Source organism: Pseudomonas sp. SDO524_S393, assembly GCF_054071875.1.
The window spans coordinates 70,421-91,784 of the sequence record NZ_JBSVVZ010000006.1 but is presented as its reverse complement, the minus strand read 5'-3'; the positions used below and the strand labels follow the sequence as shown (position 1 = coordinate 91,784).

Here is a 21,364-nt window from a genome sequence, read left to right as displayed (position 1 = left end):
AAACGCCCATCCTTGAAACGCCGTCGAACAGCGGCGTTGAAAGTGTCCAGCTAACAAAAAGCCCCTTAAAAGGGGCTCCGCTAAAACTGGTTGCGGGGGCCGGATTTGAACCGACGACCTTCGGGTTATGAGCCCGACGAGCTACCAGACTGCTCCACCCCGCGACAAAGCTGGGGCGGAAGTATACGACCGATCCCTTGCAGGGTCAATGTAACCTTCCACCTGCAAGAAAGCCCGCAATTGCGGGCTCTCCTGACTAATTGGTACCGAGAAGGGGACTCGAACCCCTACACCCTATGGGCACAACCACCTCAAGGTTGCGTGTCTACCAATTCCACCACCTCGGCAATACAGCGTTTACAACCCTTCTTACTTCTGCTCTTGAGCTGGAGGTACGTCAGTCGCTGGAGTAGCCGACTTTTGCTCTTGAAGCACCGGGACATCATCAGAAGCCGGTTTTGCTTTTGGTACTTCCAGCACCGCTGGGTTTGGCAAACCTACTTGAGTCAGCACATGAGCCTTCTCTTTAGCAAAGTAACCTAACCCCAAGCTGGTTATGAAGAAACCGGCGGCAAGTATAGCAGTAAACTTACTAAGAAAGGTAGAGGAACCTTGGCTTCCGAACACAGTATTTGAAGCACCTGCACCGAAAGACGCACCAGCATCCGCACCTTTACCCTGTTGCAACAAAACCAGGGCAACTACGCCCAGGGCAGCCAACAGATGAAAAACGACTACGACTGTTTCCAGCATTTTTTCAGTTTCCCGCGGCGCGACAGATCGCACCGAACTCATCTGCATTCAGGGAAGCTCCACCAATGAGCCCCCCATCGATATCCGGCATGCCGAACAGTTCGACCGCATTGGCCGCCTTCACGCTGCCGCCGTATAGAAGACGCACACCTTGTGCGACCTCAGAATTCTCTGCCGCCAACTGCGCGCGGATGGCGGCGTGCACATCCTGCGCTTGTTGCGGTGTAGCAGTCAGCCCGGTGCCAATGGCCCAGACCGGCTCGTATGCAATGACTGCTTTCGCAAAAGCACCTACACCCAGCTCCTCGATGATGCTGCCCAGCTGACGCGAGACAACCTCAAGAGTCTTGCCCGACTCACGCTGCTCCAGGGTCTCCCCTATGCACAACACTGGAATCAGGCCACAAGCCTGTGCTGCTGCAAACTTGCGATTGAGCGTCCCATCACGTTCGCCCATCATCTGACGGCGTTCGGAGTGCCCAACCAGCACATAGGAACAACCCGCATCAACCAACTGACTCGGCGCAATCTCACCGGTCAACGCACCCTGCATCGCTTCCACCGCAGAATTCTGCGCACCGACTTGAATCGACTTGCCTTTCAAGCCATCAACCACTTGGGTGATATGCAAGCAAGGCGGAAAAACCGCGATATCGACACCGCTAGGCAAAGCCAGGTGACGAAGGCCATTGATCAGCTCAGCGACACTGGCGCGGGTACCGTGCATCTTCCAGTTACCAGCTACCATAGTGCGACGCATGCTGTACCTCGTCGGTCAAAGTGGGCGCAGATGTTACCCAACCACATCATCACTGGCAAGCCGAATTCAGGCGCAAACATCAGTTACCAGTTTTGCCAGGTCTTCGGCATGGCCGCGAACCTGATTTTCATCGTCACCTTCGACCATGACACGCACCAGAGGCTCTGTGCCGGACTTACGCAGCAGCACTCGCCCACGGCCCGCCATAGCGAGCGTCACACGCTCACAAGCTTCTTTGACAGCAGGGTGATCGATCGGATTTTCGCCGCCGGCAAAACGCACGTTGAGCAGCACTTGCGGGCATTTACGCAAAGCTTGGCGCGCCTGGGCCAGGCTCTCTTCACGACGACGCAACGAAAGCAGAACCTGCAACGCGGCAATGATCGCATCACCCGTGGTGGTGTGCTGGAAGCACACGACATGCCCGGAGTTTTCACCGCCCACCTGCCAGTTACGCTCCAGCAGCTCGGCAATCACATAACGGTCGCCCACGTTGGCACGAACAAAAGGAATTCCCAGATCGGCCAGGGCCAGCTCAAGCCCCAGATTACTCATCAGCGTACCGACGACACCGCCTTGCAGCTTGTTACGCTCGTGCAGATCACGCGCAATGATGAACAACAGGTCATCGCCGTCGACGATAGTGCCTGTATGGTCCACCATCAGCACGCGATCACCATCACCGTCGAACGCGATACCCAGGTCGGCATGCTCGGCCAGGACGGCGGCCTGCAGTTGCTCCATATGGGTGGAGCCGCAGTTTTCGTTGATGTTCAAGCCATTGGGCTGGGCCGACAGCACCGTCACATCCGCCCCCAACTCCTTGAATACACTCGGCGCCACCTTGTAGGTCGCGCCGTGCGCGCAGTCGACGACGATCTTCAAACCGGCAAAGTTGGTACTGGTCGGCACACTGCTTTTGCAGAACTCGATATAGCGGCCCGAAGCATCGTTGATACGCGAAACCTTGCCCAACTTGCTGGAGTCGACCACCGTCATCGGCGCATCCAGCAACTCTTCGATCATCAGCTCGATCTCGTCCGGCAGCTTGGTGCCCTGGCCGGAGAAAAACTTGATGCCATTGTCGTCATGCGGGTTATGCGAAGCACTGATCACAATACCGGCTTCAGCGTGAAAGGTACGCGTCAGGTAAGCGATCGCCGGCGTCGGCATTGGCCCGAGCAGCATCACATCCGCACCAGCGGCGGACAGACCTGCCTCCAACGCCGACTCAAACATGTAACCCGAAATACGGGTGTCCTTACCGACCAGGATGCGACACGCGCCCATACTGCGGAACGCCATGCCTGCCGCCCAGCCGAGCTTGAGCATGAAATCTGGAGTAATCGGAAACTCGCCGACCCGACCACGAATACCGTCGGTGCCAAAGTATTTTTTAGTCATAAGTGCTCCATCATTCTTATTCGGCCGATTCTACAGCGGCAATCATGCGTACCACATCCACGGTTTCAGCGACGTCATGGACACGCAGGATACGCGCGCCCTTGGCCATGGCCAGCGCCGCCAGCGCCAGGCCGCCGTATAACCGCTCGCCCACCGGGCGATTCAACGCCAGCCCTATCATGCTCTTGCGTGAAACACCGACCAACAAGGGCCGACCAAGGGCATGCAGTGCTTCCATATGCTTGAACAGGCTCAGGTTGTGCTGAAGGGTCTTGGCAAAGCCAAACCCCGGATCAAGGATGATCCGGTCAGCAGGAATTCCTGCCGCAGCGCACTGACTGATGCGATCAGCCAGAAAGCCCGAGACCTCGCCCACAAGATCATCATAGTGCGGGCTGTCCTGCATATTGCCGGGCTCGCCCAACATATGCATCAGACACACCGGCAACCCCGTGGCCGCAGCCGCATCCAGGGCGCCATCGCGCTGCAGGGAGCGCACATCATTGATCAAGCCAGCACCAAGGCGTGCGGTTTCGCGCATCACGGCCGGCGTCGAGGTATCCACCGAGATGATCACATCCAGCTCTCGAGCCATTCTCTCGACAATAGGCGCAACCCGCTCAAGCTCCTCCAGAGGAGAGACAACGCGGGCACCTGGACGGGTGGACTCCCCTCCCACGTCGATCAGCGTCGCACCAGCCGCCGCCATCGCCTCGGCATGGCGCAAAGCTGCGTCAAGCTGGCTGAAGCGGCCGCCATCGGAAAAGGAATCGGGGGTTACATTCAGAATGCCCATGACATGTGTATGGGCCAAATCAAGAACCCGATTGCCGCAAGGCAATCGGGTCGAGGACAACGCAGAAGTCATTTCAAACCTTAGTGGTCAGCTGCGGGACCGCCGATCGGGGCTTCAGGGCGCTCGTTTCGAACCACTGGCGGAGTGCCAGAAGTCCCCGAACCGCCTTCCCAATCGCGAGGCTCACGAGGCTCGCGACCCGCCATGATGTCGTCGATCTGATCCGAGTCAATCGTCTCGTACTTCATTAGCGCATCCGCCATGGCATCCAGCTTGTCGCGATTATCCGTCAGGATCTGCTTCGCGGTGCCATAGCACTGGTCGATGATGCTACGCACCTCAGAGTCGATCAGCTTGGCCGTCTCACCGGAGAAGCTGGCGTTCTGACCACCGCCGCCACGCCCCAGGAACACTTCGCCTTCTTCTTCGGCATACATCAAGGGACCGAGTTTTTCCGACAACCCCCACTTGGTCACCATGTTCCGCGCAATCTGGCTCGCACGCATGATGTCGTTGGAAGCGCCCGTGGTCACACCATCGAAGCCCAGTGTCATTTCCTCCGCGATCCGACCACCGTACAGCGAGCAAATCTGACTGATCAGTGCACGCTTGGAGAGGCTGTAACGATCCTCTTCCGGCAGGAACATGGTGACACCCAGCGCACGACCACGCGGGATGATCGACACCTTGTAGACCGGGTCATGCTCAGGCACAACGCGCCCCACAATGGCGTGACCCGCCTCGTGATACGCGGTGTTCTGCTTCTCTTTCTCGGACATGACCATGGATTTGCGCTCGGCGCCCATCATGATCTTGTCTTTGGCCAGCTCGAATTCTTTCATCTCGACAATACGCTTGCCGACACGCGCGGCGAACAACGAAGCTTCGTTCACCAGGTTGGCAAGGTCAGCACCGGAGAAACCCGGGGTACCACGGGCGATCACGGCCGGAGCCACGTCATCGCCCATAGGCACTTTGCGCATGTGTACTTTCAGGATCTGCTCGCGACCACGGATATCCGGCAAGCCCACCACCACCTGACGGTCGAAGCGGCCCGGACGCAGCAGCGCAGGGTCGAGCACATCCGGACGGTTGGTGGCTGCAATGACGATGATCCCGTCATTCATCTCAAAGCCGTCCATCTCTACCAGCAACTGGTTGAGCGTCTGCTCGCGCTCATCGTGACCACCGCCCATGCCAGCACCACGATGGCGGCCAACGGCGTCGATTTCATCGATGAAGATGATGCATGGAGCGTGTTTCTTGGCCTGCTCGAACATGTCTCGAACACGGCTTGCGCCGACACCGACGAACATTTCAACGAAGTCAGAGCCGGAAATGGTGAAGAACGGCACTTTCGCTTCGCCGGCAATCGCCTTGGCCAGCAGGGTTTTACCGGTACCCGGAGGCCCTACCATGAGCACGCCACGTGGAATGCGACCACCCAGACGCTGGAACTTGCCCGGGTCGCGCAGGAATTCGACCAGTTCCCCGACCTCTTCCTTCGCCTCGTCGCAACCCGCCACGTCGGCCAGGGTGGTTTTCACTTGATCTTCAGAAAGCAGACGCGCCTTGCTCTTGCCAAAGCTCATCGGGCCGCCCTTGCCTCCCGCGCCCCCTTGCATCTGGCGCATGAAGAACATGAACACGGCAATGATCACCAGAATCGGGAAGCTGGCGACTAGCAACTGGGTCCAGATACTCTGCTGTTCAGGCTGCTTGCCCTCGACAACCACGTGGTTATCCACCAGATCGCCGATCAGGCCGTTATCCGGGATATTCGGACGAATGGTCTTGAAGCTGTCGCCGTCGTTGCGTTTGCCGGTGATAACGAAGCCGTCAACCGCCACGCGCTCGACTTTGCCATCCTTGACTTGCTGGATGAAGTCGGAATAGTTGAGGGTCTGTGGTTCGTTAGGGCTGGAGAAGTTGTTCATCACCGTCACCAGGACAGCCGCGATGATCAACCACAGGATCAGATTCTTTGCCATATCGTTCAATTAACTACCCTCTGAAGCAAGCTCCGCTACTGGCGCGCGCTTCGCATGATATTCACCGGCCTAACTTACTACATTACCTACAACTCTGGCAGGCGCCGTCTGTAACCCTTTGTGAAACTTTGACTACACAATATTCGTAAAGCTTCGTGACGAAAGCGATATAAAAAAACCTATCGGCCTCCCTCAAACTCTCAAAGACGCTCATCGCTGGCAGCACCTTCGATGCCCCGGAAACCCCGTGCCAACAAGTACTGTTCGCGCGAGCGGTCCCGCGAGGAGTCCGGCTTGCGCATCTGCACCTTGTCGAACAGTTTGCGGATGTTCTTGTGGTACTCGTCGAAGCCCTCACCCTGGAAGACCTTGACCAGGAAATCTCCGCCCGGACGCAGTACCCGACCCGCCAGATCCAATGCCAACTCGCAGAGGAACATGGCTCGCGGCATATCGACAGCCGGTAATCCACTCATATTGGGGGCCATGTCGGAAATCACAAGGTCTACCTGAGAATTTCCTACGGCCTCCAGGATCTGCGCCAGTACGGCATCCTCGGTAAAGTCGCCATGAACGAAGGTTACATCCGGGATGCTGTCCATCTCGAGGATATCGGATGCGATCAACCGGCCTTGCCCACCAATCAGACGACTGGCCACCTGCGACCAGCCACCCGGGGCCGCACCCAGGTCAATCACGCTCATACCGGGACGGAACAACTTGTCTTTGTCCTGCAGCTCAAGCAGCTTATAGCTGGCGCGCGAACGATAGCCGTCCTTCTGTGCCTTTTTGACGTAAGGGTCGTTGAAATGTTCTTTTAGCCAGTTAAGGCTGGTTTTGGAACGGGCCACGGGCCACCTCGAAAATAAAACCGGTCGTGATTAAGTGGGCGGTCCCGGACTCGCTCGGGTAAACTGGCCGCCGCTTTTTACAAGATCAGACGCAGAGGTCAGATTATGCCGCTCACTCCAGAGCAGAAGAAACAGTACAAATCCATTGGCCACCATCTGAAACCAGTTCTGATTGTGGCTGACAATGGTCTGACTGAAGGTGTTTTAGCCGAATTCGAACGCGCACTCAGCGATCATGAACTGATCAAGGTCAAGGTCAACATCCTCGACCGCGAAGCCCGCCTGGCCGCCATCGCGGAGTTGGGCAAGGCTGGCAAGGCTGATCTGGTGCAAATCATCGGCAAGATGGCACTGCTGTACCGCCGCAACTTCGACGTTAACAAACAACTGTCGAACGTTCATCGCTTCAAGTGAAGAAAAGGGTCACGGGCGTGCCTCGCACGCCCTGCCACTCCATCCCGGCGCCGGCTGCAAGACCAGCAGCAAACCTGAAAGGCCCAACACAAGATAGCTGAACAACTGCCAGCGCAACGCCTCGGGCCAAAACAGACGCACCAGGCAAAACATTGCGCACGCATACAGTGCCATCAGCAGCAACTGGCCGCGCATATCCCGCCACAAACTGCCCAAACCCTCGGCCTTGACCAGCACAAGCGCTTGAAGCGTCACGCACGCCGCCGCAAATCCCACCAGCAGCGCACTCAATAATCCGCCGATCTCATCGATCAGCAACGGCGCAAGGCCAATCAAGCCCAACGCCGGCAGTACACCCATATGCAATAGCCAAAGGCCGCCCACCCAAAGCATCTGGGCGAACTGCCAAAGCATGGCGCCCGCACGTAGCGGGCGCCGTCTTTCAGATGTGACGAACTTCGACAATCTCGTACTCGATCACGCCACTTGGCGTCTTGACGGCCACCACATCACCCTCTTCCTTGGCGATCAAGGCGCGGGCAATCGGCGAACCTACAGAGATCTTGCCTTGTTTGATGTCAGCCTCGTCCTCACCCACGATGTGGTAAGTCACGCTTTCATCCGTCTCGACATTGGCAATTTCCACGGTCGTACCGAAAATCACCTTGCCTGTCTTGGGAATGGTGGTGACGTCAATCACCACCGAGTTCTGCAGACGGCCTTCGATGTCACGAATACGCGCCTCGACCATACCCTGCTGCTCGCGAGCAGCATGGTATTCGGCGTTTTCCTTCAAGTCACCCAACTCGCGGGCCGTACCGATGTCCTGGCTCAGCTTCGGACGGACGACCTTGGTCAGATGGGCGTGCTCCTCTTCCAGGGCCTTGAAGCCCTGGACGGTCATTGGGTATTTGGTCATGCCTTCAATCCTGCGTGTAGATCCTGCAAGCGACGCACGGTCTTTTCCGGACCGAACTTGAGCGCTTCGCAGATAGCTTCGCCAGCAGCAATGGTGGTGGTGCAGTAGATCTTGTGCTGCAGGGCGTTACGGCGAATGGAGTAGGAATCCGCGATCGACTGGCGACCTTCGGTGGTATTGATGATCAGGGTGACTTCGTCATTCTTGATCATGTCGACCACGTGTGGACGGCCTTCCGTCACCTTGTTCACGCGACGCACTTTCAGGCCGGCAGCCTCGATCAGCTTGGCGGTCCCGGCGGTGGCCACGACTTCGAAACCCAAGTTGATCAGATCACGCGCCACGCCTGCAACCAGTGGTTTGTCGTCGTCACGCACGCTGATGAACGCGGTACCGCCGGTCGGCAGCACTTCGCTGGCGCCCATCTGGGCCTTGGCGAATGCCTCGCCGAAGGTGTCGCCCACACCCATCACTTCACCGGTGGACTTCATTTCCGGGCCCAGGATCGGGTCCACACCAGGGAATTTGGCGAAGGGGAACACCGCCTCTTTCACGCTGTAGAAGTTCGGAATGATTTCCTTGGTGAAGCCCAATTCTTTCAGGGTTTTACCGGCCATGACGCGCGCCGCGATCATCGCCAGGGAAACGCCGATGCACTTGGACACAAACGGTACGGTACGCGAGGCACGCGGGTTCACTTCGATCACGTAGATCTGCTCGCCCTGCAACGCCAACTGCACGTTCATCAAGCCGACCACGCCCAGTTCGAGCGCCATCTTCTTGACCTGCTCACGCATCTCGTCCTGGATGTGCGCCGGCAGCGAGTAAGGCGGCAGCGAGCAAGCGGAGTCACCGGAGTGAACACCTGCCTGTTCAATGTGCTGCATGATCGCGCCGATCACCACGTCGGTGCCGTCGCAAACCGCGTCCACGTCCATTTCGATGGCGCAGTTGAGGAAGTGATCCAGCAGCACCGGGCTGTCGTTGGACACTTTCACCGCATCACGCAGGTAACGCTTGAGTTCTTCTTCCTGGTAGACGATTTCCATCGCCCGACCACCCAGCACATAGGACGGACGCACCACCAACGGATAGCCGATCTTGCTGGCGGCACGGATGGCTTCATCTTCACTACGCACGGTGGCGTTGGGTGGCTGACGCAGATTCAGGCGCTCGACCATTTGCTGGAAGCGCTCACGGTCCTCCGCACGGTCGATGGCGTCCGGGCTGGTGCCGATGATCGGCACGCCGGCTGCTTCCAGGGCACGCGCCAGTTTCAGCGGGGTCTGGCCACCGTACTGCACGATCACGCCTTTTGGCTTCTCGACACGCACGATTTCCAGCACGTCTTCCAGGGTCACCGGTTCGAAGTACAGACGGTCGGAGGTGTCGTAGTCGGTGGAAACCGTTTCCGGGTTGCAGTTGACCATGATGGTCTCGTACCCGTCGTCACGCAGGGCCAGCGCGGCGTGCACACAGCAGTAGTCGAACTCGATACCCTGGCCGATACGGTTGGGACCACCACCCAGGATGATGATCTTGTCGCGACCGGACGGCGCTGCCTCGCATTCTTCCTCGTAGGTGGAATACAGGTAAGCGGTGTCGGTGGCGAACTCGGCCGCGCAGGTGTCAACGCGCTTGTAGACCGGGAACACTTCGAGCTTGTGGCGGTGGGTGCGCAGGTTTTTCTCGGTGACGCCCAGCAACTTGGCCAGACGCTGATCGGAGAAGCCCTTGCGCTTGAGGCGGAACATCATGTCGCGGTCGATGCTGGCCAGCCCCAGAGTCTTGACCTTCTCTTCTTCCTTGATCAGATCTTCGATCTGCACCAGGAACCAAGGGTCAATCATGTTCATGCCGAAAATGTCTTCGACACTCAGGCCTGCACGGAACGCATCCGCTACGTACCAGATACGCTCGGCGCCCGGTACGGTCAGTTCACGCTTGAGCACGCTCATGCTGTCCGGGTTGCTCAGGTCGAGCTTCTCATCCAGGCCGCACACGCCCACTTCCAGGCCACGCAGGGCTTTCTGCAGGGACTCCTGGAAGGTCCGGCCGATGGCCATCACTTCACCCACCGACTTCATCTGGGTGGTCAAGCGGGCATCTGCCTGAGCGAATTTCTCGAAGGCAAAGCGCGGCAGCTTGGTCACCACGTAGTCGATGGACGGCTCAAAGGATGCCGGAGTCTTGCCGCCGGTGATGTCGTTCGACAGCTCATCCAGGGTGTAACCCACAGCCAGTTTGGCCGCGACTTTGGCAATCGGGAAACCAGTGGCTTTCGACGCCAGGGCCGAGGAGCGGGATACACGCGGGTTCATCTCGATCACGACCATGCGGCCGGTGTTCGGGCAAATACCGAACTGAACGTTGGAACCGCCGGTTTCCACGCCGATCTCGCGCAGTACCGCCAGGGAGGCGTTACGCAGGATCTGGTATTCCTTGTCGGTCAGGGTCTGTGCTGGCGCCACGGTGATCGAGTCACCGGTGTGCACGCCCATCGGGTCGAAGTTTTCGATGGAGCAGACGATGATGCAGTTGTCCTTTTTGTCGCGGACAACTTCCATTTCATACTCTTTCCAACCGATCAGCGACTCGTCGATCAGCAGCTCCTTGGTCGGCGACAAGTCCAGGCCACGGGCGCAGATTTCTTCGAATTCTTCACGGTTGTACGCGATACCACCACCGGTGCCGCCCATGGTGAAGGACGGACGGATGATGCAAGGGAAGCCCAGGGTCTCCAGGACCGCATTGGCTTCTTCCATGCTATGAGCGATACCGGAACGCGGGCACGCCAGGCCGATGGACTTCATGGCCTTGTCGAAACGCGAACGGTCTTCAGCCTTGTCGATGGTGTCGGCGTTGGCGCCGATCATCTCTACGCCGAATTTTTCCAGAACACCTTCGCGTTCCAGGTCCAGGGCGCAGTTCAGTGCGGTTTGGCCGCCCATGGTCGGCAGCAGTGCGTCCGGACGCTCTTTTTCGATGATCTTGGCAACGGTCTGCCACTTGATCGGCTCGATGTAGGTAGCGTCGGCCATGGCCGGGTCGGTCATGATGGTGGCCGGGTTGGAGTTCACCAGGATGACGCGGTAGCCCTCTTCGCGCAGGGCTTTACAGGCCTGGGCGCCGGAGTAGTCGAATTCGCAGGCCTGGCCGATCACGATCGGGCCAGCGCCGAGAATCAGGATGCTTTTTATGTCTGTACGTTTTGGCATGGGTTTGTCACTCAAATCCGCAGGTCAGTCGGCAAGCCGTCTTGAACAATCTTTGCAGAGCCTGAAGGGGCCACCGCATTGCGGGGCCGCCCTCGGGCCGCTCACTCAGCGTCGCTTAGCCATCTCATTGATGAAACGGTCGAACAGCGGCGCAACGTCGTTCGGGCCCGGGCTGGCTTCAGGGTGGCCCTGGAAGCTGAACGCGCTCTTGTCGGTACGCTCGATGCCTTGCAGGGAACCGTCGAACAGCGACTTGTGAATCGCCCGGACATTGCCCGGCAAGGTCGCTTCATCCACGGCAAAACCGTGGTTCTGGCTGGTGATCATTACAACGCCAGTGTCCAGGTCTTGCACCGGGTGGTTGGCACCGTGGTGGCCATGGCCCATTTTCAGGGTCTTGGCGCCGGAGGCCAAAGCCAACAGCTGGTGACCCAGGCAGATGCCGAACACCGGAATGTCGGTTTCCAGCACGTCTTTGATGGCCTGGATCGCGTAGTCGCAAGGCTCAGGGTCGCCCGGGCCGTTGGACAGGAACACGCCGTCCGGTTGCAGTGCCAGCACATCGCTGGCCGGGGTTTGTGCAGGCACCACGGTCACGCGGCAGCCGCGCTCGACCAGCATGCGCAGGATGTTGTACTTGACGCCGTAGTCGTAGGCCACAACATGGTAGGGCAACTCGGCGGCTTCGATGGTTTGGTGGCTGTCGGTCTTCAAGTCCCAGACCGTGGAGCGCCACTCGTATTTCTCTTTGACACTGACGACTTTCGCCAGGTCCATGCCCTTCAGACCCGGGAAGCCTTGCGCTGCGGCAATCGCGGCTTCTTCGGTGATGTTGTCACCGGCCAGGATGCAGCCGTTCTGCGAGCCTTTCTCGCGCAGGATACGAGTCAGGCGACGGGTGTCGATGCCAGCGATGGCTACAACATTGTTGGCCTTCAGGTAGTCCGACAGCGACAACGTGTTACGCCAGTTGCTCGCCACCAGTGGCAAGTCACGAATCACCAGGCCGGCCGACCAGACACGGTCAGACTCGACGTCTTCCGGTGTAGTGCCGGTATTGCCGATGTGCGGGTAAGTCAGGGTAACGATCTGTTGGGCGTAGGAAGGATCGGTAAGGATTTCCTGATAGCCGGTCATTGCGGTGTTAAACACCACCTCTCCAACGGTCTGACCGTCGGCTCCAATGGCTTCGCCGCGAAAAATGCTGCCATCAGCAAGGGCGAGTATGGCTGGCTTAGTCAAGAAGACCTCCCGTAAATAAAGCCTGAAAGGGCGATCGCAGGTTGTAAAAAAGCGGAGTGACGTATGGACACGTCACCCCGCTTGTTCACTGAATTATTCTGCGCGCTTTTAGTGGACACACTAAAGCTGTAGCTTACAGAAAAAGGCTTTTTTGGTCCACCGCTAAAGAGCCTTAAAGGCAGAGGAATGCGACAGGACGTCGCTTAGCGGTTGAAAACGGGGCCAAAGTATAAGCCCGAGACCCCGTTTTAGCGACTGATTAGTGCAGATCCAGCACGTCACGCATGTCATACAGCCCCGGTTCGCGACCGTCCAGCCAGAGCGCAGCACGTACCGCCCCCTTGGCGAACGTCATGCGGCTGGAAGCCTTATGGGTGATTTCCAGGCGCTCGCCCTCGGTTGCGAACAGCACCGTGTGATCCCCCACCACGTCACCACCGCGCACAGTCGCAAAACCGATGGTGTCGCGCGCACGTGCACCGGTATGCCCTTCACGACCGTACACCGCGACCTTCGACAAGTCGCGACCCAACGCATCAGCAATGGCCTCACCCATGCGCAGCGCGGTACCCGACGGAGCATCAATCTTGTGCCGGTGATGGGTCTCGATGATCTCGATGTCCGCCTCATCCCCCAGCACACGCGCCGCCAGATCCAGCAGCTTGAGCGACAGGTTCACACCCACGCTGAAGTTGGCCGCGAAGACGATTGGAATATCCTTGCCCGCCTCGACCAACAACTGCTTCTGCTCCGCCGTCAAACCCGTGGTACCGATCACCATGGCCTTGCCCGCCTTGCGACAGAAGGCCAGGTTTTTCAGCATAACCTCTGGCAGGGTGAAGTCGATCAGCACATCGAACTCTTCAGCCACCTGCTCGAGACTGCCCGACAACGAAACGCCAATGCGCCCCAGCGAAGCCAACTCACCGGCATCCGCACCAATCAAGGTACTGCCAGGACGAACGATCGCCGCCGTCAGCCCGGAAGCCGGAGAACGCTGCTGCACAGCCTCGACCAGCGTCTTGCCCATGCGCCCTGCAGCGCCCATCACGGCTATACGTCGCATATTCATTCCTTAGAGGTCGCCAAAGAAGCGCTTCACGCCGTCGAAAAAGCCAGTAGTCTTCGGCGAATGGGAGTCATCGCCTTCCAGCGAGCTACGGAACTCTTCAAGCAGTTCACGCTGGCGGCGATTGAGATTGACCGGTGTTTCCACCGCCACACGACACATCAGGTCGCCCGCCCCACCACCGCGCACCGGCGCAACGCCCTTGCCACGAATACGGAACTGCTTGCCGGTCTGGGTCCCCTCGGGAATCTTCAGCTTGACCCGGCCGTCGAGAGTCGGAATCTCCAGCTCCCCACCCAGGGCTGCGTCGACAAAACTGATCGGCACTTCGCAGAACAGGTGCTTGCCGTCACGCTGGAAGATCGAGTGCTCGCGCACATTGATCACCACATACAGGTCGCCCGTAGGTCCACCCTGAGTACCCGCCTCGCCCTCGCCGGACAGGCGAATGCGGTCACCGGTATCCACGCCGGCCGGCACCTTCACCGCCAGCGTCTTGTACTCTTCGACACGCCCTTCGCCATGGCAGGAGTCGCACGGATCGGAAATGATTTTGCCCTGGCCATGGCAACGCGGACAGGTCTGCTGCACCGAGAAGAAACCCTGCTGCATGCGGACCTGACCAATACCGCCGCAAGTCGGACAGGTGATCGGCGACGAACCTTTCTTCGCCCCCGAACCATCGCACGGCTTGCAGTTGACCAGCGTCGGCACACGGATGTTGACGCTGGTACCGCGCACGGCTTCTTCCAGATTCAACTCCAGGGTGTAGCGCAAGTCGCTGCCACGCTGGGCACCACCACGCTGACCACCACGGCCACCACCGAAAAAGTCGCTGAACACATCACCGAAGATATCGGAGAAATTCTGACCACCAAAACCGCCACCGCCGCTGCCCATGCTCGGGTCGACACCTGCATGGCCATACTGGTCGTAGGCCGCACGCTTGTTAGGGTCAGACAGACATTCGTAGGCCTCGTTGGCCTCTTTGAACAGCTCTTCGGATTCTTTGCTATCCGGATTACGGTCCGGGTGGTGCTTCATCGCCAGGCGACGGTAAGCCTTTTTCAGGTCCGCCTCGCTGGAACCGCGCTCCACACCCAACACTTCGTAATAGTCACGCTTTGCCATAAGTCTTTGCACTCTTATAGGACGTTCAGCCAGACCCTCCTGAGCCTTGCCAAACTCGTTGAGCCCCAATACAGGCCCGGACCCAACTCACGTCAATTCAACGATCCTGGTCATTACTACTTTTTAGCCAGGGACCCGGCCAAAAGTGCGGTATTTACTGCTCGGAAAGCAGGAGCATTCCCGATCACACCGCCAGCATCCGAACGCTGTCGCATGCTGTAAAAATTCGCATACCCCAGACACGCCAACGCGGGAGCAAGCTCCCGCGCGGCGACATCCTACCAGTCACCGCTTGATAGCGGTCAACCGGGCGACCAAGTTACTTCTTCTGGTCTTCTTTTACTTCTTCGAACTCGGCATCGACAACGTCGTCGTGCTTGGCTTCAGGCTCTGCGTGCTGCGCAGCACCGTCAGCTGGCTGACCTTGTTCGGCGTACATTTTCTGGGCAACCGGCGCTGAGACTTTCGACAGCTCTTCAACCTTCGCTTCGATGGCAGCCTTGTCGTCGCCTTTAACGGCAGCTTCCAGGGCAACCACAGCAGCTTCGATGGCAGCTTTCTCTTCAGCGGTCACCTTGTCGCCTGCATCAGCGACCATTTTGCGCGTCGAGTGAACCAAGGCATCACCCTGGTTACGGGCAGCAGCCAGCTCTTCGAACTTTTTGTCCTCTTCAGAGTTGGCTTCAGCATCACGAATCATCTGTTGAATTTCTTCATCAGACAGACCGGAGTTGGCCTTGATGGTGATCTTCTGCTCTTTGCCGGTAGCCTTGTCTTTCGCACCAACGTGCAGAATGCCGTTGGCGTCGATGTCAAAGGTCACTTCGATTTGCGGCACACCACGTGGAGCCGGTGGAATCTCGGACAGGTCGAACTTGCCCAGGGACTTGTTCTGCGCAGCTTGCTTACGCTCACCCTGCAGCACGTGAATGGTCACGGCGCCCTGGTTGTCATCGGCGGTCGAGAACACTTGCGATTTCTTGGTAGGAATCGTGGTGTTTTTCTCGATCAGCGCGGTCATCACGCCGCCCATGGTTTCGATACCCAGGGTCAGCGGGCTCACGTCCAGCAGCAGCACGTCTTTCACATCACCAGCCAGTACCGCACCCTGGATGGCAGCACCCATGGCAACTGCTTCGTCAGGGTTCACGTCTTTACGTGCTTCCTTGCCGAAGAACTCGGTCACTTTCTGCTGTACCAGCGGCATACGGGTCTGACCGCCGACCAGGATCACATCATTGATAGCACCCACGTCGATACCGGCGTCTTTCAGAGCGATGCGGCACGGCTCGATGGTGCGCTGAACCAGGTCTTCGACCAACGCTTCCAACTTGGCGCGAGAGATCTTCACGTTCAAGTGCTTAGGACCGGTGGCGTCTGCCGTGATGTAAGGCAGGTTCACGTCGGTTGCGTTGCTGGACGACAGCTCGATCTTGGCTTTTTCGGCAGCTTCTTTCAGACGCTGCATTGCCAGCGGGTCACCCTTGAGGTTCATGCCGCTTTCTTTCTTGAACTCGTCAACGAGGTAGTCGATCAGACGGATGTCAAAGTCTTCACCACCCAGGAACGTGTCACCGTTGGTGGCCAACACTTCGAACTGGTGCTCGCCATCGACTTCAGCGATCTCGATCACGGAAACGTCAAAGGTGCCGCCGCCCAGGTCATAAACGATCACGGTGTGATCGCCCTTGGCCTTATCCATACCGTAGGCCAGAGCCGCTGCGGTCGGTTCGTTGATGATACGTTTTACGTCCAGGCCCGCGATGCGACCGGCATCTTTGGTCGCCTGGCGCTGACTGTCGTTGAAGTAGGCCGGAACGGTGATTACCGCTTCGGTCACGGCTTCGCCGAGGTAATCTTCGGCAGTCTTTTTCATCTTTTTCAAGACTTCGGCCGAGATTTGCGGTGCCGACATTTTTTTGTCGTTCACTTGAACCCAGGCGTCACCGTTGTCAGCCTTGACGATTTTGTACGGCACCATCTTGATGTCTTTCTGTACGACTTCTTCGTCGAACTTGCGACCGATCAGACGCTTTACCGCGTACAGAGTGTTGTGCGGGTTGGTCACCGCCTGACGCTTGGCCGACTGGCCAACCAGGGTCTCGCCATCATTGGCGTATGCAATGATCGACGGAGTGGTACGCGCGCCTTCGGCGTTCTCGATCACTTTGGCTACGCCGTTTTCCAGCACGGAGACGCAGGAGTTGGTGGTCCCCAGGTCGATACCGATAATTTTGCCCATGTTAACTCTCCCGAAACTTTAGATTTGGTTGCCGCAGCGGTTGGGGCCAACTGCGGTAGCACTTAAACGCTTGACTTATAGATGAGGGCGTTGCGGCGGATTTCAAGCCTGCTCATCAATAGAAGGTGTAACGGGCGCAGGCGCCTTGCTCACCACCACCATCGCCGGGCGCAACAAACGACCGTTGAGCTGGTAACCCTTCTGGAACACCTTCAGAACACTGTTCGGCTCAAGGTCATGGCTTTCCTGCATGGCCATTGCCTGGTGATGCTCAGCGTTGAACGGCTCGCCGCCTTGTGGATCGATAGCTTCCAGCTGATAACGCTTCAGGGTGTCCTGGAACATTTTCAGGGTCAGCTCGATCCCTTCGCGCATCGGACGGATGTTTTCATCATCCGGACTGGACAACTCAAGCCCGCGCTCCAGGCTGTCGATGATCGGCAGCAGATCGCCTGCGAATTTTTCCAGCGCGAACTTATGGGCCTTTTCCACATCCTGCTCGGCACGGCGACGGACGTTCTGCAGATCGGCGGCGACACGCAAAGACTGGTCCTGCGCAGCAGCCAATTGCTCTTCGAGCACTTGCACACGGGTCGCCAGTTCGTCGCCGGCAGCCTGATTGGCGTCTGGAGTTTGCGTATCCTGCGTCTGTTCGTCAGCCATAGATTTCTCCTCTCAAAATCATGCGCGAACTCATCTCGCGCTTCTGTTCCGGTATATGGGGCCACAATTTTCAGGTTCAAGGGCATGCCGATGACCAAAAGCCTTTCAGCAGTCGCTCCTCATTTCCCGCCTCTCAATGCCTGATCGCGCTAAAAACAATGTTCACTCAAGCAAATCGAGCTAAGCGCCAGGATTGTCAGCCCCAAACAAAACACTGTATAAATAACCAGACCTAAAGCCTGGGAGCGGCCTTCATGCTCGTGCACCTGTCCGTACACAACTACGCCATCGTCGAACACCTGGATCTTGAACTGGATCGCGGGATGAGCGTCATCACGGGCGAGACCGGCGCCGGCAAGTCGATCATGCTCGATGCCCTGGGGCTGACCCTCGGTGATCGCGCCGACAGCGGTGTCGTACGCCCAGGCGCGGACAAGGCCGATATCCTGGCGACCTTCGACCTTTCGGACATTCCCGAGGCCGAAGCCTGGCTGGCCGAGCGCGACCTGAATAACGAAGGGCCCTGCATCCTGCGTCGTGTCATCACTGCCGAAGGACGCTCCCGCGGCTATATCAATGGAACCCCCTGCCCCCTTGGCGACCTGAAAGCCCTGGGCGAACTACTGATCGACATTCACAGCCAGCACGAACACCAATCCCTGCTGAAGACCGACACCCATCGCCGCCTGCTCGACGAATACGCGGGCGCCACCGACCTGGCGCGACAGGTGCAACTGGCCGCACAACGCTGGCGACAGACCCGACAAGAGCTGGAGCGCCTGTCCAACTCCGGCGATGAGCAACGCGCGCGCCACCAGTTATTGAGTTATCAGCTGGAAGAGCTGGAAAGCCTGGGGCTGGGTGAGACCGAACTGGAGCAACTGGAACAGGAACATAAAAACCTGACCAACGCCGAGACCTTGCTGGGTATTTGTCGCCAAGTGGTCGAGCAATGCAGCGAAAGCGACTCAGGCAACGTGCTGAATGCCCTGACCGCCAGCCTCAATCGCCTTTCCAGCGTAAACAGTGCTTCCGGCGCACTCACTGAAGCCACGACCCTGTTGACCAGCGCACAGATTCAGGTAGAAGAAGCCGTTGGCGAACTCAACCGCTTCCTGGACCATTTCGACGCTGACCCGGCACGCCTGCAGGAAATAGAAGAACGCCTGGACACCATCTACACCCTGGCGCGCAAACACCGCATCCAACCCACCGAAGTGGCCACGATGCAGCAAAAACTGCTGGATGAAATCGAAACACTGAACGCCAACGACGAATCTATCGAGCGCCTGAACGATGAACTCACCGCCTTCGCCCGCCATTACCAGGAAAAGGCTCGCGAACTGAGCGATTTGCGCCAGCAGGCGGCCACCAGCCTCGCCAGTGCTGTAGAGCAGGAAATCCAGCGCCTGGGCATGCCTGGCGGTCGCTTCAGCATCGAGCTGCATGCCAACACCAGTGATGAGCTACAACCCCACGGCCTTGAGCAAGTGGAGCTGCTGGTCAGCGCGAACCCCGGGCAACCGCTCAAGGCCTTGGCGAAAGTAGCGTCTGGCGGCGAGCTTTCACGTATCAGCCTGGCCATCCAGGTGATCACCGCACAGACCTCACGCGTGCCCACATTGGTATTCGACGAAGTGGACGTGGGCATCGGCGGTCCCACGGCAGAGATCGTCGGCCAGCTACTGCGTCGCCTCGGGGATCGAGGCCAGGTGCTCACGGTAACTCACTTGCCGCAAGTGGCAGCCCAAGGGCATCAGCATCTGTTTGTACACAAGGTCAGGAACAGCGACGCAACCCACACAGCCGTGTCCAAGCTGAACAAATCGGAACGCGTGGAAGAGGTGGCACGGATGCTGGGCGGCATCGACTTGACCAAGGAGTCTTTGGCGCACGCGAAGAAAATGGTCGTGGCGGCGAAGGCTTGAGCTGAAACGGCTTCTTTATAGTAGAAAGCACGAAGGCGACCCTGAGGTCGCCTTCGATCGTTCTGCAAAGTGAATCTGCAGCGCTTTTTACTTTTTCTTACGGATGTACAGGACCAGATTGTGGTCAACCAAATCGAAGCCGTGCTCCTCAGCGATCTTGTGCTGCAGAGCTTCGATTTCCGGACTGGTGAACTCGATAACCTCGTTGGTATCCAGGTCAACCATGTGATCGTGATGACCACCATCAGCCAATTCGAACACCGCATGACCGCCGTCGAAATTATGGCGAACCACCAGTCCTGCGGCTTCAAACTGGGTCAGCACACGGTAAACCGTGGCCAGGCCGACGTCCTCGTTAGACTCCATCAGCGCCTTGTAAACGTCCTCGGCACTCATGTGGCGCTGCTCAGCAGAATCGAGCATTTGTAGAATCTTGACTCGTGGCAGAGTCACTTTGAGACCGGCTTTGCGTAGTTCGCTATTTTCAACCATGGTTAGCTTTCTCGCGGATGCTGCTTCGCAGCTTCTCTTAATACGGGTATGATCGGCGTTTACGTTGTCCCAGCCAAGATAGTGGAAGTCGCCCACCGATGCAAAACACCAAGCTCTTGCTAACCAGTTTCACCTTTGTGGGACTGCTCGCACTCGCCGGTTGTTCATTCCCCGGGGTTTACAAAATCGACATCCAGCAGGGCAATGTCGTCACGCAGGATATGATAGACCAGTTGCGTCCGGGAATGACCCGACGGCAAGTACGGTTTATCATGGGTAACCCCCTGCTGACCGACACTTTCCATGCCGATCGCTGGGATTATCTCTACAGCATTCAACCAGGTGGCGGTGAACGCCAACAGGAACGTGTCAGCGTCATTTTCAATGGCAATGACCAGCTCGTCAGCCTGTCCGGTGATTTCATGCCTGGCGTCAGCCGTGATGAAGCTCTGCTCGGCAAGGACAACGGCAATAGCGTGACCGCGCCTGCGCAGAACGCCGACAAGCCGAAACCAGAAGAACCTGCCAAGCCAGGCTCGTTGCTCGATCAGATCCAGAAAGACGTCGACGGCGTGAAAACCGTACCGGTGCCAACGCCAGAACCTCTGGACGCCAGCCCGCAATAAAAACGACGTACAACAAAAAGCCCCGGCATGCCGGGCTTTTTGCTATCTGTCGCAAGGCAATGTCATGAAGACTGTTGCCTGGCCAATGCCGCCCTGGCCGCACGCAGCCTGCGCACCTCTTTGGGGTCCGCGAGCAGAGGTCGATAGATTTCAATGCGGTCGCCCGCTTGCACGGCACGCGTAGTCGCGTCTGCGACCACCTTGCCGAAAATCCCCAAAGGACAACCCTCCAGGTCCACTCCCGGAAACTGCGCCGCCATACCGGATAAGCGCACTGCCGCTCTCAAACTCGTCGCCGCAGGCACCGCCAACGCGAGCAGCACTTGGCGATCCTCGGCGGCGTACACCACTTCAATTTCAACCATGCAGTTGCTTGGCCCGCTGACAGAAGGCATCCACAAGTGTGTTAGCCGCCTGATTGAACAGAGGCCCCAGCGTTGCCCGCACAATCGGTCCTGCGTAATCAAATGACAGGTCCAGGCTGATCTTGCAGGCTTTGTCCGTCAGCGCCTTGAACACCCACACACCATGCAGTTGGGTAAAAGGCCCCTCCTGCAAATTCATTTCAATGGATTTCCCCGGTACCAGCACATTACGCGTGACGAAATGCTGGCTAAGCCCACCTTTCGCTACGCCGACACTGGCCACCATGTGCTCGTCACTGCTCTCCAACACCTCGGCAGCCGAACACCAAGGCAGGAACTCCGGGTAACGCGCCACGTCGTTGACCAGGTCATAGAGCGCCTGTGCCGGATAGGGCAGTAATGCCGAACGTTGAATATGCGTCGTCATGTGAGCGTTATTTCCACTGCTGAGGCAAACATCGCGAAAGAACAGCCAATTCGCGCAAGAAAAAAACCAAAGA

20 protein-coding genes and 2 tRNA genes are annotated in these 21,364 nt (G+C 58.1%); 3 read left to right on the top strand and 19 right to left on the bottom strand.

The annotated features are described in order from the left end of the window. Positions 1-87: 87 nt before the first annotated feature. The 8 genes from ACW9IB_RS04735 to rlmE all read right to left on the bottom strand — a co-directional run bounded on the left by ACW9IB_RS04735 (position 88) and on the right by rlmE (position 6,555). Positions 88-164 (bottom strand) — tRNA-Met (locus tag ACW9IB_RS04735). Between the two features lie 97 nt (positions 165-261). Continuing rightward, positions 262-347 (bottom strand) — tRNA-Leu (locus ACW9IB_RS04730). A gap of 22 nt (positions 348-369) precedes the next feature. Continuing rightward, positions 370-753, bottom strand: coding sequence for a preprotein translocase subunit SecG (gene secG / locus ACW9IB_RS04725; protein ID WP_010206600.1), 384 nt, complete (start codon positions 751-753; stop codon positions 370-372). 4 nt (positions 754-757) lie between these two features. After that, positions 758-1,513: a triose-phosphate isomerase gene (gene tpiA / locus ACW9IB_RS04720; protein ID WP_015885920.1), complete on the bottom strand. Its 756-nt coding sequence runs from the start codon at positions 1,511-1,513 to the stop codon at positions 758-760. A gap of 66 nt (positions 1,514-1,579) precedes the next feature. Then, positions 1,580-2,917, bottom strand: coding sequence for a phosphoglucosamine mutase (glmM, locus tag ACW9IB_RS04715; RefSeq protein ID WP_457365767.1), 1,338 nt, complete (start codon positions 2,915-2,917; stop codon positions 1,580-1,582). A 16-nt stretch (positions 2,918-2,933) separates the two neighbouring features. Next, on the bottom strand, positions 2,934-3,785 hold the full coding sequence (gene folP / locus ACW9IB_RS04710) for a dihydropteroate synthase (protein ID WP_457412555.1): 852 nt from the start codon (positions 3,783-3,785) through the stop codon (positions 2,934-2,936). Between the two features lie 8 nt (positions 3,786-3,793). Beyond that, a complete protein-coding gene (gene ftsH, locus ACW9IB_RS04705; protein WP_457365765.1) occupies positions 3,794-5,704 on the bottom strand; it encodes an ATP-dependent zinc metalloprotease FtsH in 1,911 nt (636 codons plus the stop codon). 200 nt (positions 5,705-5,904) lie between these two features. Further along, complete coding sequence (rlmE, locus tag ACW9IB_RS04700) at positions 5,905-6,555, bottom strand: 23S rRNA (uridine(2552)-2'-O)-methyltransferase RlmE (RefSeq protein ID WP_457365764.1); 651 nt, start codon at positions 6,553-6,555, stop codon at positions 5,905-5,907. A gap of 105 nt (positions 6,556-6,660) precedes the next feature. On the opposite strand from rlmE, the gene yhbY reads away from it, so the two are divergent. Beyond that, positions 6,661-6,969 (top strand): ribosome assembly RNA-binding protein YhbY, encoded by a 309-nt coding sequence (yhbY, locus tag ACW9IB_RS04695; RefSeq protein WP_457365763.1) that lies wholly within the window; start codon positions 6,661-6,663, stop codon positions 6,967-6,969. A gap of 9 nt (positions 6,970-6,978) precedes the next feature. Here yhbY and ACW9IB_RS04690 read toward each other — a convergent pair whose 3' ends face one another. The 8 genes from ACW9IB_RS04690 to grpE all read right to left on the bottom strand — a co-directional run bounded on the left by ACW9IB_RS04690 (position 6,979) and on the right by grpE (position 17,453). After that, positions 6,979-7,383 carry an MFS transporter gene (locus tag ACW9IB_RS04690; protein WP_457412581.1) on the bottom strand — a complete coding sequence of 135 codons (405 nt, stop codon included), beginning with the start codon at positions 7,381-7,383 and terminating at the stop codon, positions 6,979-6,981. 28 nt (positions 7,384-7,411) lie between these two features. Next, a complete protein-coding gene (gene greA, locus ACW9IB_RS04685; protein ID WP_457365762.1) occupies positions 7,412-7,888 on the bottom strand; it encodes a transcription elongation factor GreA in 477 nt (158 codons plus the stop codon). Beyond that, entirely contained in the window at positions 7,885-11,106 is a 3,222-nt protein-coding gene (gene carB, locus ACW9IB_RS04680) for a carbamoyl-phosphate synthase large subunit (protein ID WP_457365761.1), read from the bottom strand. The genes greA and carB overlap by 4 nt, the downstream gene beginning before the upstream one ends. Before the next feature lie 105 nt (positions 11,107-11,211). Further along, positions 11,212-12,348 (bottom strand): glutamine-hydrolyzing carbamoyl-phosphate synthase small subunit, encoded by a 1,137-nt coding sequence (gene carA / locus ACW9IB_RS04675; RefSeq protein ID WP_457365760.1) that lies wholly within the window; start codon positions 12,346-12,348, stop codon positions 11,212-11,214. Between the two features lie 259 nt (positions 12,349-12,607). Continuing rightward, positions 12,608-13,414, bottom strand: a complete 807-nt coding sequence (gene dapB, locus ACW9IB_RS04670) for a 4-hydroxy-tetrahydrodipicolinate reductase (protein WP_457412554.1) — start codon at positions 13,412-13,414, stop codon at positions 12,608-12,610. A gap of 9 nt (positions 13,415-13,423) precedes the next feature. Beyond that, positions 13,424-14,548 carry a molecular chaperone DnaJ gene (gene dnaJ / locus ACW9IB_RS04665; RefSeq protein WP_457412553.1) on the bottom strand — a complete coding sequence of 375 codons (1,125 nt, stop codon included), beginning with the start codon at positions 14,546-14,548 and terminating at the stop codon, positions 13,424-13,426. 319 nt (positions 14,549-14,867) lie between these two features. Continuing rightward, the gene (gene dnaK / locus ACW9IB_RS04660; RefSeq protein WP_457365757.1) at positions 14,868-16,790 is read right to left on the bottom strand and encodes a molecular chaperone DnaK; all 1,923 of its coding nucleotides are present in this window, start codon (positions 16,788-16,790) and stop codon (positions 14,868-14,870) included. A gap of 102 nt (positions 16,791-16,892) precedes the next feature. Continuing rightward, complete coding sequence (grpE, locus tag ACW9IB_RS04655) at positions 16,893-17,453, bottom strand: nucleotide exchange factor GrpE (RefSeq protein ID WP_457365756.1); 561 nt, start codon at positions 17,451-17,453, stop codon at positions 16,893-16,895. Positions 17,454-17,707: 254 nt separating this feature from the next. Between grpE and recN the strand changes: the two genes are divergently transcribed. After that, positions 17,708-19,381, top strand: a complete 1,674-nt coding sequence (gene recN / locus ACW9IB_RS04650; protein ID WP_457412552.1) for a DNA repair protein RecN — start codon at positions 17,708-17,710, stop codon at positions 19,379-19,381. Between the two features lie 87 nt (positions 19,382-19,468). Here the strand turns inward: recN and fur are convergent, their stop codons facing one another. Then, the gene (gene fur / locus ACW9IB_RS04645) at positions 19,469-19,873 is read right to left on the bottom strand and encodes a ferric iron uptake transcriptional regulator (RefSeq protein ID WP_003194220.1); all 405 of its coding nucleotides are present in this window, start codon (positions 19,871-19,873) and stop codon (positions 19,469-19,471) included. A gap of 98 nt (positions 19,874-19,971) precedes the next feature. Between fur and ACW9IB_RS04640 the strand changes: the two genes are divergently transcribed. Continuing rightward, complete coding sequence (locus tag ACW9IB_RS04640) at positions 19,972-20,499, top strand: outer membrane protein assembly factor BamE (RefSeq protein WP_457412551.1); 528 nt, start codon at positions 19,972-19,974, stop codon at positions 20,497-20,499. 62 nt (positions 20,500-20,561) lie between these two features. Here ACW9IB_RS04640 and ACW9IB_RS04635 read toward each other — a convergent pair whose 3' ends face one another. Together ACW9IB_RS04635 and ACW9IB_RS04630 are read right to left on the bottom strand one after the other, a co-directional pair. Beyond that, a complete protein-coding gene (locus tag ACW9IB_RS04635) occupies positions 20,562-20,864 on the bottom strand; it encodes an RnfH family protein (RefSeq protein WP_457412550.1) in 303 nt (100 codons plus the stop codon). After that, complete coding sequence (locus ACW9IB_RS04630; protein WP_016973780.1) at positions 20,857-21,291, bottom strand: type II toxin-antitoxin system RatA family toxin; 435 nt, start codon at positions 21,289-21,291, stop codon at positions 20,857-20,859. The genes ACW9IB_RS04635 and ACW9IB_RS04630 overlap by 8 nt, the downstream gene beginning before the upstream one ends. Positions 21,292-21,364: the final 73 nt, after the last annotated feature.